This window comes from Kitasatospora sp. NPDC089913 (assembly GCF_044748625.1).
GTDB lineage: Bacteria > Actinomycetota > Actinomycetes > Streptomycetales > Streptomycetaceae > Kitasatospora.
In genome coordinates this window covers 1-16,857 of the sequence record NZ_JBIVGI010000041.1, presented here as the reverse complement: position 1 = coordinate 16,857, position 16,857 = coordinate 1, and the positions used below count along the sequence as shown (strand labels likewise).

The following is a 16,857-nucleotide window of genomic DNA, read 5'->3' as shown; positions in this document are numbered from 1 at the left end:
GGTAAGCCTAAACTGAGGGGGAGCCATGGTCGCCGACTCCATCACCGGGAGCCACCCCGGAAGAACGACCGAAGCCGGTCCCGGGACCGGGACCGGGACCGGCGCCGCGAAGGTCCCGCGGCTCGCGGCCCGGGGCGTCAGCGTCGGGTACGGCGAACGGACCGTGATCGACTCGCTGGACGTTGCGATCCCCACCGGGGTGGTGACCACCATCATCGGCCCGAACGGCTGCGGCAAGTCCACCCTGCTGCGCACCCTGTCACGACTGCTCAGGCCGAGCCGGGGAGCGGTGGTGCTGGACGGCGAGGACATCGCCACGCTGAGGACCAGGGACGTGGCGAAGAAGCTCGGCCTGCTGCCGCAGTCGCCGGTCGCCCCGGAGGGCCTGACGGTGGCGGACCTGGTCGCCCGGGGGCGGCACCCGCACCAGAGCTGGCTGCGGCAGTGGTCCTCCGACGACGCCTCGGTGGTGGAGGGCGCCCTGGCCATGACCGGGGTGGCCGACCTGGCCCACCGCCCGGTCGATTCGCTCTCCGGGGGCCAGCGGCAGCGGGTCTGGATCTCGATGACCCTCGCCCAGGGCACCGATCTGCTGCTGCTCGACGAACCCACCACCTATCTGGACCTGGCGCACGCGATCGACGTGCTCGACCTGGTGGACGACCTGCACGAGTCGGGGTGCACCGTGGTGATGGTGCTGCACGACCTCAATCTGGCCGCCCGGTACAGCGACAACCTGATCGTCATGAAGGCGGGCGCGGTGCTGGCGCAGGGTCACCCGCGCGACGTGGTGACTCCAGAGCTGCTGCACGAGGCGTTCGGCCTGCGGGCCGAGGTGATCGACGATCCGGTGGGGGACCGGCCGCTCATCGTGCCGATCGGCCGGACGCACGTCCGGAGCGGGATGAAACGGGACGTAGAAAGCGCGACTTAGGCTAGGCTTACCTCACAAACCAGGGATAGCGTTTGCCTCCCCGCTGAGGGGACTTCGGCTGACGGTACGACAGCAAGGGATTTCGCATGCTCCTCGACAGAACGCCGCGTTCGACGCGTACCGGGCGCCGGCAGCGGCTGGCGGCGACGGTGGCCGCCGCGGCGCTCGGTGCGGGCCTGCTCGCGGGGTGCGGGTCCGACGCGACCGGCAAGTCCACCAACGACAGTGCCGCCAACGGCACTTCGGCGGGTTCGTTCCCGGTGACGGTGGAGCACGCGTTCGGATCCACGAAGGTCGACAAGGCCCCCAAGCGGGTCGTCACCGTCGGCTACACGGACGACCAGGCCGTGCTGGCCTTCGGCATCAAGCCGGTCGGCATGGTCGACCAGTACCCGAACCCGGCGGGCCAGAGCCCCGACATCAACACCCAGTGGCCGTGGGTGAAGGCCCAGTGGGGCGATGCCAAGCCCGAGGTCGTCCTCAACAACGGCGACGCCGGCCCCAACTTCGAGAAGATCGCCGCCCTGCGGCCCGACCTGATCGTCGCGGTCTACTCCGAGATCGACCAGGCCGCCTACGACAAGCTCTCGAAGATCGCCCCGACGGTCGGCCGCACCAAGGCCGAGAAGGAGCCGTTCAGCGCTCCGTGGCAGGACAACGCCCTGCACATCGCCAACGCGCTCGGCCGGGCCGACGAGGGCAAGAAGCTGGTCCAGGGCATCCAGGACAAGCTCGCCGCGGTCAAGACGGCGCACCCGGAGTTCGCCAACCAGACCGCCGTCTCGCTGTCGTGGTACAAGGACTCGGTGACCCCCTTCACCACCACCGACGTGCGGGGCCAGCTGCTGTCCGGCATGGGCTTCAAGGGCCAGACCGAGATCGACAGGATCGCGGGCAAGGACTTCTCCACCCAGCTCTCCCCGGAGCGGATGGACCTGATCGACGTCGATCGGGTCTTCGTCATCAACGACAAGGCCGACACCGACGCGCTGAAGAAGTTCGACCTCTTCGCCAACCTCAAGGTGACCAAGGCCGGCAAGGTGTCCTACCTGCTGGACAGCGAGGGCCCCGCGGTCGGCGCCGCGATGTCCCAGGCCACCCTGCTCTCCCTGCCGTACGCCATCGACGAGCTCGTCAAGTCGGTCGGCCAGGGGTGATCCGCCCCGGGCCGGCCGGTCCCCCGTCCGGAGGAAGGACCCGGGTGTGACCACCACGGAGGAGCGCGTCGCTCCGGCCGCCGCCACCGTCCTGCGCACCACGAGCGGCCGGGAGGCGGCCCGGTGGGTCCTCTCCCGCTGCCGCGAGACCCCGTGGCTGACGGCGGCCACCGTGCTCAGCACGGTGGCCGGCGCGGCGCTCCAGATGCTCCCGGTGCTCCTGCTCGGCCGGGTGGTCGACGGGGTGGTCGGGGGCGAGCCGCGCTCGGCCCTGCTGGGCACCGGGGTCCTGATGGTGGTCTCCGCGCTGCTCGGCGCGGCGGCCACCGCGGCCTCCACCTACCTGATCGGGCGGCTCGGCGCGGAACTGCTCGCCCACCTGCGGGAGGGCGCCGTCCGGGCCGTGCTGGGCATGCCGGTCGGCCGGGTGGAGCAGGTGGGCCGGGGTGACGTCCTCTCCCGGGTGGGCGACGACGTCGCCGTCCTGTCCAGGGGCATCCGGGCGGCCATCCCCACCGTGTTCTCCGCGGGTGTGCTGGTCGCCGTGGCCACGATCGGCATGTTCGGGCTGGACTGGCGGCTCGGCCTGGCGGGCGCCTGCGCGCTGCCCGCCTACGGGCTGGCGCTGCGCTGGTACCTGCCCCGGTCCGCCCCGCTCTACCGCAAGCAGCGGGCCGCCCAGGCCGACCGCGCGCAGGCGCTGATCAGCGGGCTGAACGGCATCGGCACGGTGCGGGCGTACCGGCTGGAGGAGGCGTTCCGGGAGAAGGTCGCCACCGACTCGCGGCGGGTGCGGGACCACGGGATCGAGGTGTTCCGGCTGTTCGGCCGGTTCGTCGGCCGGGAGAACCGGGCCGAGTTCATCGGACTGGTCCTGATCCTCCTGGTGGGCTACGTCCTGCTGGAGACGGGGTCGGCCGGCCTGGGCGACGTGTCGGCGGCCCCGCTGGTGTTCCACCGTCTGTTCACGCCGCTGGGCGCCATCATGTTCACCTTCGACGAGGCGCAGAAGTCGGGCGCGAGCCTGACCCGGCTGGTCGGAGTGCTGACCGAGTCCGAGGCGGAGCGGCTGGTGGGCCACCCGGAGGCGGCCCCCCGGGGTGTGGTTGCGTGCCCGGTGACGGTGGAGGGGCTGACCTTCCGCTATCCCGGCGCGGAGGAACCGGTCCTGCGGGACGTCAGTCTGACCGTTCCGGCGGGGGGTTCGCTGGCACTGGTGGGGGCGACGGGCGCGGGCAAGTCGACGCTGGCCGCCCTGGTCGCCGGGATCGAGACCCCGCAGGCCGGATCGGTGCGGATCGGGTCGAGCGATCTCGCCGACCTGGACGAGGTCGCGGCGCGGGCGCTGGTGAGCGTGCTCACCCAGGAGACCCACGTGTTCTCCGGCCCGCTGGCCGAGGACCTGCGGCTGGCGGCGCCGACGGCCACCGACGCCGAACTGGCCGAGGCGCTGCGCACGGTGGGTGCCGCCGAGTGGGTCGAGGCCCTGCCGGAGGGGCCGGCCACACCGGTGGGGGAGGGCGGCGAGCGGCTGGACGGCACCAAGGTCGCGCAGGTGGCGCTGGCCCGGCTGGTGCTGGGCCGGGCGCCGGTGGTGGTGCTCGACGAGTCGACCGCGGAGGCCGGCAGCGAGGGCGCGGCCGAGCTGGAGCGGGCGGTCCGGGCCGCCTGCGCGGGGCGGACCACGCTGTTCGTGGCCCACCGGCTGACCCAGGCGATGGCGGCCGACCGGATCGCCGTGCTGGACGCGGGGCGGGTCGTGGAGCAGGGCACCCACGAGGAACTGGTGGCCCTGGGCGGCCGTTACGCGGATCTCTGGCTGGCCTGGAGGGGAGACAGCCGGATGAGGCTCGGTTAGGTTAGGCTGACCTAAGTTCCCGGGGAGGGTGAGTCGTTGATGACGGAACCGAGTGCTCGTCCCGTACTGTTCTCTCCCGCCCGTCTGGCCGGCCTGCGCCGGCGTTCGGGCGACTGGTCCGACCGGACCATGGCCGAGGCGGTGGCCGTCGGCCTGTCCTACTGGGCGACCGGCCGGGGCCCCGAGGGTCTCGACCTGGCCCCCGGCACCCGGTTCGCGGACGTCCTCGGCTGGGTCGCCGACGGCGGCGGCCCGCCCCCCGGCTGGAGCGTCGGCGAGGCCGCCCCGGACGGCATCCGGATCACCGTGCCCGAAGGCGTCCCGGCGCACGAGGCGCAGCGCGCGCTCGACGACCTGGCGGACTTCCCCGACCGGCCCGTCGGCACCATCGGCCCGTCCGGCGCGGCCGAGCGGCTCGCGGCCCTGACCGCGTGGAACGACACCGCGGCCGACCGGGTCCGGCCGACCGTGGTGGAACTCTTCCTCGAGCAGGCCCGGCTCGGGCCGGACGCCGTCGCCCTCGTCGACGAGCACCGGTCGCTGACCTACCGTCAGGCGTCCGAACTCTCCGCCCAGCTCGCCCACCACCTGCTCGCCCGCGGACTGACCGCCGAGCAGACCGTCGGCATCTCCCTCGACCGCTCCGCCGAGATGGTGATCGGCCTGCTGGCCGTGCTCCGGGCCGGGTGCGCGTTCGTCCCCCTCGACCCGCGCTGGCCCGCAGAGCGCCGCGCCGTCGTGATCGCCGACGCCCGGATCGCCGTCCAGCTGGACCGCGCGGGCCGGCCGGACCCCGCCGAACCGGACGCCCTCGCGGTGGACCTCGACGACTGGCGCTACGGCGACCACCCCGTCCAGGACCCGGGGGTCACCGTCCGCGGCGACTCGCTCGCCTATGTGATCTTCACCTCCGGCTCGACCGGACGGCCCAAGGGCGCGATGATCCGTCACGAGGCGATCAGCGAGCGCCTGCTGTGGCAGGTCCACGAGATCCTGGGCTTCGGCCACGACGACGCCTCCCTCTTCAAGGCGCCGCTCTCCTTCGACATCTCCGTCAACGAGATCTTCCTGCCCCTGGTGTGCGGCGCCCGGCTGGTGGTCCTGAAGCCGGGCGGCGAGCGCGACCCGCACCACATGCTGGAGGTGATCGCCGAGCAGCACGTCACCTTCACCTACCTGGTGTCGTCGATGCTGGACGTCCTCCTGGAGATCGCCGGCGACACCGCGCGCCTCGACAGCCTGCGCCACGTCTGGTGCGGCGGCGAGGTGCTCACCCCCGAGCTGTACGAGCGGTTCCGCACCCGGCTCGGGATCCCGATGTACCACGGCTACGGTCCGGCCGAGACCACGATCGGCGTCTCCCACGTCGTCTACCGGGGCGAGGCGGAACGCCTGTCGACCTCCATCGGCCGCGCCAACCCCAACACCCAGCTGTACGTCCTGGACGACGAGCTGCGCCCGGTCCCGGTCGGCGTCGGCGGCGAACTCTACGTGGGCGGCTTCCTGCTGGGCCGCGGCTACGTCGGCGCGCCCGCACTCACCGCCGCCCGGTTCGTCGCCAACCCCTTCGCGGACGACGGGTCACGGCTCTACCGGACCGGCGACCTCGCGCGGTTCGCCCCGGACGGCTCGCTGGACTTCCTCGGCCGCGCCGACAACCAGGTCAAGGTCCGCGGCATGCGGCTCGAACTGGAGGACGTCGAGGTCGGCCTCGCCGAGCACCCCGGGGTGCGGCACACCTGCGTCGTCGCGAAGAAGAACAGCGCGGGCGGCACCTACCTGGTCGGGTACGTGATCCCGGCCGCCGGCCGGGAGGATCTGCGGGCCGAGGAGGTCCGGCAGTGGGCCACCGGGCACCTGGTGGAGTACATGGTGCCCGCCCACGTCGTCGTGCTGCCGGAGTTCCCCCTCACCCCCAACGGCAAGCTGGACCGGCGCGCCCTGCCCGAGCCCGACCTGGGAGCGGTCTCCGCGGCCCGGCCCGTCACCGACGACGAACGCGCCGTGTGCGCGGCCGCGGCGGAGGTGCTGCGGCTGGAGCACGTCGGCGTCGACCAGGACTTCTTCCGGCTCGGCGGGGACAGTATCCTGGCGATCTCGCTGCTGACCGCGCTGCGCCGGGCGGGCCTGCACGTCACCGCGCGTCAGCTCTTCGCCAACAGCGTGCTGGGCGCCCTCGCGGCGGTGGCGAGCCGCGAGGAGACGACCCCGGCGGACCACCAGGACGTCGCCACCGGCGCCGTCACCGGATCGCCCGTCCTGCGGTGGCTCGGCGGGACCACCGACGCGGTCGACGGCTTCGTCCAGTCGGTCGTGCTGACCACGCCGGCCGGACTGACCGCCGCCGCCCTGGACGCCGTGCTCACCGCCGTCGTGGCCCGGCACGACATGCTGCGCGCCCGGCTCGTCCGGGGCGGGCCCTGGGGCTTCGAGGTCCCGGAGACGGCACCGGAGGCGGCAGCGGGGGTCGCAGCGGGGGCGGCCGCGACAGCCGGTGCGACGGCGGTCGGCTGGGAGGAGAGCGACCTGCCGCCGGACGCGTGCGCGGCCCTCGCCGCCGCGCGGCTGGACCCGGACCGCGGCGTGATGCTGCGGGCCGTCTGGCGCCGGGAGGCCCGCCAACTCGTCCTCGTCGTCCACCACGTGGTGATCGACGGCGTGTCCTGGCACGTCCTGCGGGAGGACCTCGCCACCGCCTGGCGCCGGTACACCGCGGGCGAGCCGGTCGACCTGCCCGCGGTCGGCACCTCGTTCCGTCGCTGGACGCAACTGCTGGAGGGCGCGGACTTCGACGCCGACCGCGCCCACTACGAACGCCCCCTGCCCGGGCCGGACGCGCCACTGGGCCGGCGGCCGCTCGCCGCGGACGACACGGTCGCGCGGGAACGCCGGCGGACCTTCACGGTCGGTCCCGGGCTCACCGGCCCGCTGCTGGGCGAGGTCCCGGCGCGGTTCCACGCCGGCGTCAACGACGTCCTGCTGACCGCGCTCGCCGTCGCCCTCGCCGGCTGGCGCCGCGACCGGGGCGGGCGACAGACCTTCGCGCACATCGAGCTGGAGGGCCACGGGCGCGAGGCCCGCCACCTGGCGGGCGCCGCCGGGACCGAGCCGGACCTCTCCCGGACCGTCGGCTGGTTCACCACACTGTTCCCGGTGACCGTGGACCCCGGCCCCGCCGAGGACTTCACCGCGCCCGATTACCTCGCCGCGGCCCTCAAGGCGGTCAAGGAGGACCTCGCCCGCGTCCCGCGCAACGGCCTCTCCTACGGCGCGCTGCGCCACCTGCACGGTGCCGCCTTCGCCGCCCCCGCACCGCAGGTCCTGTTCAACTACCTCGGCCGCTTCGAGGCGGGCGCCGCCGGCGACTGGCAGCTCGCGGGGCCGACCGGCCAGCTCGGGGAGCGGCGCGACCCGGGCATGCGGCTGCCCCGCGCCCTGGAGTTCAACGCGATCGCCGAACCGGCCGAGTCCGGCGGGTACCGGCTGGTCACCACCGTCTCCTGGCCCGAGGGGATGTTCACCGACGAGGACGTGGAGGCGCTGGGCGGTCGCTTCCGGACCGCCCTCGCCGGGATCGCCGCCCTCGACCGGGGCGGCCACTCGCCGAGCGACTTCCCGCTGGTGCGGCTGACCCAGGCCGACGTCGACGCCCTGGACGGCCCCGCCCTGGACGACGTCCTGCCCCTGACCCCGCTGCAGGAAGGGCTGTACTTCCACTCGGTCTTCGACGACGACTCCGCGGGCAGCTACGTCGAACAGCAGCTGCTCACCCTGGAGGGGGAGCTCGACGCCGACCGGCTCGCGGCCGCGGCCACCCGGCTGCTCACCCTGTACCCGAACCTGGCCGCGCGCTTCACCGCCCTCGCCGACGGGCGGGTGGTCTCCGTCCTGGAGAGCGGGGCGGCGGTCCCGTTCACCACACTCGACCGGCCCGGCATCACCGACGAGGAACTGCGCTCCCTCGCCGAGCTGGACCGCAGGGCCGGCTTCGACCTGGCCGCGGGCCCGCTGATGCGGTACACGCTGTTCCGGGACCGGGAGCCCGGCCGGCACGTCCTGGTGCAGACCGTGCACCACATCCTGGCCGACGGCTGGTCCGTGCCGCCGATGCTCCGCGCGCTGCTCGCCGAGTACCACGCCCCGGGGGCGGCCTACCCGGTCGGCGGCTTCACCGACTGGGTCGCCCGGCTCGCCGCACTCGACACCGCGGAGAGCGACCGGGTGTGGCGCGCCGAACTCGCCGACCTGCCCGGCCCCTCGCTGGTCGCCGAGGGGCACACCTCCTCCGGCCGGTTCGCCGACACCTCGGCGGCGGCGGACGACCTCGACGCGGCCGCCCGGTCCGCCGGCGCGACGCCGAGCGCGGCCGTGCACAGCGCCTGGGCGCTGACCCTGGGCGGGATCCTGCACTCCGCGGACGTGGTCCTCGGTTCCACCGTCTCCGGCCGCGACGCCGAGCTGCCGGGCATCGCGGAGATGGTCGGCCTGTTCATCAACACCGTCCCCGTGCGGGCCCGGTGGAACGCCGGCACCACCGCCGGCGAACTGCTCGCCTCGGTGCGCGAACACCAGGGCGCCGTCCTTCCGCACCAGCACGTCTCGCTGGCCAGGACCTCCCGGCTGGCCGGCCACGGCTCCCTGTTCGACACCCTGGTGGTGTTCGACGTGGCGACCGACACCGCCGCCCTGCGCCGGCCCGGCGACACCCTGGTCCTCACCGGCGTGGCCAACGAAGGCGCGCCGCACTACCCGCTGACGCTGGTGGTCGAGCGCTCGCCCGACGGGCGCACGCGCTTCACCCTCATCCACGACCGGGAGCTGCTGGGGGAGGCCGGCGCCCGGGACATCCTGGACCGGTTCACCCGCACCCTCACCGGCCTGCTCACCCGCCCGGACGCCCCGGTGGGCGCGCTGGTGCCGACCGGGGAGCCGCGCCCGGCACCGGTCCCCCCGGTCACCCTCGGCGAGCTGTTCGACGCCGCGGCCCGTCGGGACCCGGGCGCCACCGCCGTCACCCAGTGCGCGCTCGACGGCGCCACCCGGTCGCTGACCTACGGTGAACTGGCCCGGGCCAAGGACGAGTTGGCGGCCGGGCTGCGCGCGGCCGGGGTCCGGCCGGGCCGGTCGGCGGCGGTCGCCCTGCCGCGCTCGGTGGAACAGGTGGTCGCGCTGGTCGCGATCGTCGGCGCGGGTGGCGCCTACGTACCGCTGGACACCGCCTACCCGGACGAGCGACTGGCGTACGTGCTCGCCGACGCCGCCCCGCAGGTCGTCCTCGTCGACCCGGAGCAGCGGGAGCGCTTCACCGCCCTGCTGGAGCGTGCCGGCGTCCCGGCCGCGGTCCTGGTGCGGGGCGAGGAGCTGCCGCAGGGCGACGGGAGCCCCGCCCCCCTGCCCGGCCCGCACGACCCCGCGTACGTCATCCACACCTCCGGCTCCACCGGCCGCCCCAAGGGTGTCGTGGTCCCGCACTCCGCCGTGGTGGCGCTGCTCGCCAACACCCGGCCGGCCATGGGCTTCGGGCCGGACGACGTCTGGGTGCAGTTCCACTCCTACTCCTTCGACTTCGCGGTCTGGGAGCTGTGGGGCGCGCTGCTGCACGGCGCCGAACTGCTGGTGCCCGACTACGCGCTGACCCGCTCCCCGGTGGACTTCCACCGGCTGGTCCGCGAGCGCGGGGTGACCGTGCTCAACCAGACCCCCTCCGCCTTCCACCGGTTCGTCGAGGCCGACCGGCACTCCGGCGCGCCCCTGCCCGCCCTGCGCCTGGTCGTCCTCGGCGGCGAGGCGGTGGACCTCGGGCGGCTGCGCGGCTGGGTCGGGCGGCACGGCACCGCCTCGCCCGAGCTGGTCAACATGTACGGCATCACCGAGACCACCGTCCATGTCACCCACCGGGTGCTGACCGACGAGGACTTCGGCCCCGACGGTCCGGTCAGCCCGATCGGCGGCCCGATCCCGGGCCTGGTCACCCATCTGCTGGACGAGCGGCTGCGGCCGGTGCCGCCGGGCCGGACCGGCGCCGTCTACGTGGCGGGCGACCAGGTCTCCCTGGGCTACCTGGGACGGCCCGGCCTCACCGCGGGCCGGTTCGTGGCGGACCCGTTCACCGGCGACGGCTCCCGGATGTACCACACCGGCGACCTGGCCCGCCGAAGGCTCGACGGCGAGCTGGAGTTCGTCGGCCGCGCCGACGACCAGGTCCAGCTGAAGGGGTTCCGGATCGAACCCGGCGAGGTGGAGGCGGCGCTCCGCGACCTCGACGGGGTGGTCGACGCCGCCGTCACCGTCGCGGACAGCGGGGACCACCTGGTCGCGCACCTCGTCGGCCGGGCACCCGCCGACCCGGCCGCGCGACTCGCGGCCAGGCTGCCCGCACACATGGTGCCGGGCCGGTTCCTGACGGTCGACGCCCTGCCGCTGACCGTCAACGGCAAGCTGGACCGGGCGGCCCTCGTCGCCCGGGCGGCGCGGGACGACGCCCCTGAGGCCGTCGCGGAGGCCGGGGCGGAAGCCGTCGTGGTGGCCGGCGGCTCCGTGCTGCCCTCGCTCGTCGGTATCTTCGCCGAGGTCCTGAAGCTCCCCGGCGCGGACGCGGACACCGACTTCTTCCGGGCCGGCGGCGACAGCATCGTCGCCATCACCGTGATCAACCGGGCCCGCGCGCTGGGCCTGCGGATCGCGCCCCGGGACGTGTTCCTGCACCGGACGCCGCGGGCGCTCGCCGGGCTCCCGGGCGCCTCCGCGCCCGCGTCCGCCCCCGTCCCGGCCCCCTCCGCCGTCCTCGTGGCCGCCTCCGACGGGGCCGGGCCGGTGCCGCCCACGCCGATCGTGCTGCGCCGGCGCGAACTCGGCGGCCCCCTCGCCCGCTTCGCCCAGGCCCGGGCCCTGCGGCCGCCCGGCGGCACCACCCTCGCCGACCTCGAACGCGCCGCGACCGAGGTCCTGGCCGCCCACCCCGTGCTGCGACTGCGGCTCGACACCGGGCACGGCGTGTGGACCCTGCGCACCGGTCCGGCCCGCCCGGCCACCGTCGTCACCGCCGACACCGACGACCCCGCGGCCGCGGCCGACGCGGCCGCCGACCGGCTCGACCCCGAGGCGGGGGAGGTCGTCGTGTTCACCCGGCTCGCCCCGACCGGGACGGTGGTGGTCACCGTCCACCACCTCGCGGTCGACGCGGTGTCCTGGCTGATCCTGCTGGACGACCTCGCCGCCGCCCTGCGCGGGGAGGCCCTCGCCCCGGCCACCACCTCCTACGCCGAGTACGCCGCGGCGCTGACCCTGCGGGCCGCCGCCGACACCGGCGACCTCGGCCGCTGGGCCGACACCCTCCAGGCACCCCCGCTGCTGCCCGCACCCCCCGGCCGACGGCGCGAGCGCACCGTGGTGCTCCCGCCCGACCTCGGCGACCCGGTCACCCGCACCGCGCCCGCCGCCCTCGGCCTCGGCCTCACCGAACTGCTCTGCGGCGCCCTGCGGACCGCGCTGACCGCCGTCCAGCCCGAGCCCACCGACCTCGCGGTCGACCTCGAGCGGCACGGCCGGGTCCCGTTGCTGGAGCACCACGACTACTCCCGCACCGTCGGCTGGTTCACCGCCGTCGCCCCGGTCCGGCTCGGCCCGCACACCGACCCCGTCGCCGCCGCCCGCGAGCTGACCGAACGGCAGCCCGACGAGGCCGGGCACCTCGGCTACGGCCGGCTGCGGTACCTCAACCCGCAGACCGCACCGCTGCTGACCGCCCGACCGCAGGTGCTCTTCAACTACCTCGGCCGGGGCGACGAGTCCGAGGCCCTGCCCGTCACCGGCGACGAGGGCGACAGCCCCTACGCGGTGGAGGTCAACGCCTGGACCGACGCCGGCACCGGCGCCCTGCACGCCGCCTTCACCCTCGCCGAGGAGATCCCCGACGCGATCACCGGCCACTGGCTGCGGGCCCTGACGGCCGTCGCCGAAGCCGCCCGCACGGCCGGGCGCACGGCACCGGTCACCCCGCTCCAGCGGGGACTGTACTTCCAGGCCCAGCTGGCCGGCCCGGCCGGACACTACGTCGCGCAGAGCTGGTTCCGCTTCGAGCGGCGCCTCGACCCCGACGCCCTCACCGAGGCCGTGGCCGCGGTGACCGCCCGCCACCCCGTCGTCGGCGCGGGCTTCACCACCGACGAGGACGGCAACCCGGTCCAGCTGCTCGGCACCGGCGGTCGGGTCGGCATCCGCACCGTCGAGCTGACCACCGAGGCGGAGGTGGACGACCTCCGGGCCCGGGACCGCGGCACCGGCTTCGACCCGGCCGAACCGCCGCTGCTCCGGCTCACCGTGGTCCGGCTGCCCGGCGGACGCGACGGACTGCTCCTCAGCTACCACCTGCTGCTGTGGGACGGCTGGTCGCGCGAGATCGTGCTGCGCGACCTGTTCGCCGCCTACGAGGCCGTGCTCGCCGGGCAGCGGCCCGACACCCGACCCGCCGTGCCCGCCTTCGAGGACTGCGCCCGGGCCCTCGCCGCCCGCGACCGGACCGGCGCCGAACGCTTCTGGGCGGAGCACCTCGCCGGCCTCCCCGGTCCCACCCTGCTCGCCGGACCGGCACCCGCCCTCACCGACGGTCTGCCGCCCGTGCTGCTGCGCACCCTCTCCGCCGAGCGCTCGGACCTCCTGCGAACGGCGGCCAAGGCCCACGGCGTCACCCTGAACACCGTCCTCACCGCGGCCTTCGGGCTGCTCCTCGGCGCCCGCACCGGCCGCGCCGACGCGGTGTTCGGCGTCACCGTCTCCGGCCGGGAGGGCGAGGGCCTGTCCGAGGTCGTCGGCGTGCTGCTCAACACCGTGCCGATGTGGACCCGCGCCCGGCCCGGCGACACCGTCGGGGCGTACCTGTCCGCCGTCCAGCGGGCCAGGGTCGAGGCGATGGAGCACGAGCACCTCGGGCTCGGCGAGATCCAGCGCGCCGGCGGCCACGACACCCTGTTCGACAACCTCTTCGTGCTCCAGAACTTCCTGGACCCGGACGCCTTCACCGAGATGAACACCCGCCACGGCATCACCGAGGTCAAGGCCGACGACTCCACCCACTACCCGTTCACCTGGGTCGTCACCCCCGGCGACCGGCTCACCGTCAAGCTGGAGCACCGCCACGGCGACAGTGCCGCGGAGGACCGCCTCCTCGACGACTACCTGCGGGTGCTCGCCGACCTCGCCGACGCGACCGGGCCGGTGGGCGCCCTGCCGGGCCTCGGACCGGTCCCCGTGCCCGGCGTGCGCACCGACATCGGCACGGACACCGTGGTCGACCGCTTCGACCTCGCGGCGGACCGCGCCCCGGAGCGGACCGCCCTCGTCTCGCACGGCGCGAGCACGACCTTCGGCGAGCTCAGGGACCGCAGCCGCGCCCTGGCCGGCGTCCTGGCCGGGCGCGGGATCGGCCCCGGCCGCACGGTCGGGCTGGCGCTCCCGCGCTCCCTGGACTCGATCACCGCCCTGTTCGCGGTGCTGCGCACCGGGGCCGCGTACGTACCGCTGGAGCTGGACCACCCGGACGAGCGGATCGCCGCGATCCTCGCGGACGTCCGCCCCGACGTGGTCCTCACCGTGAGCGCGGTGGCACCGAGGCTGGCCGGCGGGCACGCCGACCTGGTCGAACTGGACCGCCCGCTGCCGCCCGCCGCGCCGTTCACGACCTTCGCACCGGACGACCCGCGGCGCCTGCGCCACCCCGCCTACACCATCCACACCTCGGGCTCGACCGGGAAGCCCAAGGGCGTGGTGACCGAGTACGCGGGCCTCACCAACATGCTGATCAACCACCAGCGCCGGATCTTCGCCCCGGTCCTGGCCGAGCACGGCCACCGGACCTTCCGGATCGCCCACACCGTGTCGTTCGCCTTCGACATGTCGTGGGAGGAGCTGCTGTGGCTCGCCGACGGCCACGAGGTGCACATCTGCGACGAGGAGCTCCGCCGCGACGCGCCCGCCCTGGTCGAGTACTGCCACCAGCACGCGATCGACGTGGTGAACGTGACCCCGACCTATGCGCAGCAACTGCTGGCCGAGGGCCTGCTCGACCATCCGGAGCGCCGCCCGGCGCTCGTCCTGCTCGGCGGCGAGGCCGTCACCCCGACCCTGTGGCGGCGGCTCGCCGAGACGCCGGGCACGGTCGGCTACAACCTCTACGGCCCCACCGAGTACACCATCAACACCCTGGGCGTCGGCACCTTCGACTGCCAGGACCCGGTGGTGGGCGTGGCCATCGACAACACCGACGTGTACGTGCTCGACCCGTGGCTGCGCCCGGTGCCCGACGGCGTGCCCGGGGAGCTCCACGTCGCGGGCGTCGGCATCGCCCGGGGTTACCTGGGTCTGCCGGGCCAGACCGCGCACCGCTTCGTCGCCTGCCCGTTCGGCGCGCCCGGCGAGCGGATGTACCGCACCGGCGACCTCGTCCTGCGGCGGCCCGACGGCAACCTGAGCTACCTCGGCCGCACCGACCAGCAGGTCAAGATCCGCGGCCACCGGGTGGAGCCGGGCGAGGTGGAGGCCGCCTTCGAGGCGCACCCGGCGGTCCGGTTCGCCGCCGCCGTCGCCCAGCCGGACCCGAACGTCGACGGCGCCCATCGGCTCGCCGCCTACCTGGTGCTGTTGGACGGCTCCGACCTGGCGACGGTCGCCGCCGAGGTGGGTGCCGCACTGCCGGACTTCCTGCGGCCGACGCACTACGCCCGGGTGGACCGGATCCCGCTCACCGTGAACGGCAAGGCCGACACCAGGGCCCTGCCCGAACCCCGGCCGCTGGGGGCGCTGACCACGGCGGGCGAGCGCGGCCCGCGGACCGGGACCGAGAGCACGGTCTGCGGCTACTTCGCGGAGACCCTCGACCTCGACGACGAGGAGGTCAGCGCGGTGGGTGACTTCCTCTCCCTCGGGGGACACTCCATGCTGGCCGTACGTCTGGCCGGACTCCTGCGCCGGGAGTTCGGCCCTGTGATCACCATCCGTGATCTCTTCACCCTGCGAACCCCGGAAGCGATTGCGCGCCACATCGATGAAAACTCCTGACAACCGGCGGTCCCGCCGTCCCGGATCCGCGATCCTCCGGACGGCGGTCCGCCGCAACACCCGTGCCATGGTCGTCGGCACCGTCCTCATGGGCCTCTACCAGGCCGGTGAGACGGCGTTCCCGATCGCGCTCGGCCTGATCGTCGAGCACACCCTGCGCGACCGCTCCCCGGGGTCGCTCGCCCTGGCGGTCGGGGCGCTGGCGGTGATCATCACCACGGTGTCCCTGTCGTGGCGCTTCGGCATGCGCGTCCTGCAGAAGGCCAACACGACCGAGGCGCACCGCTGGCGGGTGCGGGTGGCCGAGTGCGGCCTCCAGCCGGTGGCCCGGGACACCGGCCTCAAGTCCGGCGAGGTGCTCACCATCGCGACCGAGGACGCGGACCAGACGGCCGACATCGTCGAGGTGGTGCCGATGCTGCTCAGCTCCATGGTCGCGGTGCTGATCGCGGCGGTCGCGCTGGGCACGGCGAACCTGTGGCTCGGGCTGCTGGTCGTGGTGGGCACCGTCGCCATCCTCTCGGTGCTGAGCGTGATGTCCCGGCGCATCGGCAGCAGCACCAAGGAGCAGCAGGCCCGGGTGGCACGGGCGGGGGCGAAGGTCGCCGACCTGATCACCGGCCTCCGCCCGCTGCACGGCTTCGGCGGCAACCACGCGGCGTTCCGGTCGTACCGGAGGGTCAGCACGGAGGCGAAGGAGCAGGCGGTCACGGTGGCCCGGGTGAACGGCGTCTACGCGGGCACCGCCCTGGGCCTGAACGCCGTCCTCGCGGTCTCGGTGACCCTGACGGCCGGCTGGCTGGCCTTCGACGGGCAGATCGACATCGGGGAGCTGGTGATGGCGGTCGGCCTGGCGCAGTTCGTCATGGAGCCGTTGCGGCTGTTCTCCGACATGCCGAAGTACGTGATGATGGCGCGGGCCTCGGCGGAGCGGATGGCCCTGGTGCTGTCGGCCGAGCCGGTGACGGTGCCGGGGGAGGAGCGTCCGGAGCCGGACGGCGGTCTGGAGATCGACTGCGTCCGGTACGGCGCCCTGCAGGGGGTGAAGTTCCACGTCCCGGCCGGCGAGTTCACCGCGATCACGGCCTACCAGCCGCGGGCGGCGGCCGACCTGGCGGCGGTGCTGGCCCTGGCCGTCCCGCCGGAGTCCTACGAGGGGGAGGTGCGGGTCGGCGGCCGGCCGTTCGCGCAGCTGTCGGTCGAGTCGCTCCGCGCGCACCTCCTGGTCAATCCCTACGACGGGGAGATCTTCGCGGGCACGCTCCGTTCGAACATCGACCCGTCCGGGACGAGCACGACGGTGCCCGAGGCGGTCGAGGCGTCGATGCTGACCGACGTGGTGGCCCTGCACCGGCAGGGGCTCGACTACGAGGTCCGCGACCGCGGCTCCAACCTCTCCGGGGGCCAGCGCCAACGGCTGTCCCTGGCCCGGGCGCTGGCCGCCGACACCGAGGTGCTCGTGCTGCGGGACCCGACGACGGCGGTGGACGCCGTCACCGAGCAGCTCGTCGCCCGCCGGCTGGCGGCGCTGCGGCGGGGCCGGACCACCGTGGTGATCACCAGCAGTCCGGCGCTGCTGGACGCCGCCGACCGGGTGCTCGTCCTGGACGGCGGCGTGGTCAAGGCGGAGGGCACCCACCGGGTGCTGCTGGACACCGATCCGGCGTACTGCCTCGCGGTGACGCGGTGACGCGGTGACGCGGTGACGCGGTGACGTGCTTTCGTGCTGACGTGGCGGGGGCGGCGGGGCGGGGCCCCCCCCCCCCGCCCCGCCGGCCGGGGGGGGGGGGGGCCCGGGGCCCCGCCCCCCCCCCGCGCCGGGGCGGCCCCCCCCCCCCCCCCGGACGGGCGAGCGG

The 16,857-nt window shown here is 74.8% G+C and carries 5 protein-coding genes; all 5 read left to right on the top strand.

The window, feature by feature from the left end; all coding sequences use genetic code 11:
• The first annotated feature begins 25 nt into the window (after positions 1–25).
• Positions 26–934, top strand: coding sequence for an ABC transporter ATP-binding protein (locus ACIPYS_RS36895; RefSeq protein ID WP_400754529.1), 909 nt, complete (start codon positions 26–28; stop codon positions 932–934).
• 86 nt (positions 935–1,020) lie between these two features.
• Positions 1,021–2,091: an iron-siderophore ABC transporter substrate-binding protein gene (locus ACIPYS_RS36890; RefSeq protein WP_400754526.1), complete on the top strand. Its 1,071-nt coding sequence runs from the start codon at positions 1,021–1,023 to the stop codon at positions 2,089–2,091.
• Positions 2,092–2,137: 46 nt separating this feature from the next.
• Entirely contained in the window at positions 2,138–3,949 is a 1,812-nt protein-coding gene (locus ACIPYS_RS36885) for an ABC transporter ATP-binding protein (protein ID WP_093858479.1), read from the top strand.
• 39 nt (positions 3,950–3,988) lie between these two features.
• On the top strand, positions 3,989–15,001 hold the full coding sequence (locus tag ACIPYS_RS36880; protein WP_400754522.1) for an amino acid adenylation domain-containing protein: 11,013 nt from the start codon (positions 3,989–3,991) through the stop codon (positions 14,999–15,001).
• The gene (locus ACIPYS_RS36875; protein ID WP_093858477.1) at positions 14,988–16,691 is read left to right on the top strand and encodes an ABC transporter ATP-binding protein; all 1,704 of its coding nucleotides are present in this window, start codon (positions 14,988–14,990) and stop codon (positions 16,689–16,691) included. Before ACIPYS_RS36880 ends, ACIPYS_RS36875 begins: the two co-directional genes overlap by 14 nt.
• Positions 16,692–16,857 lie beyond the last annotated feature (166 nt).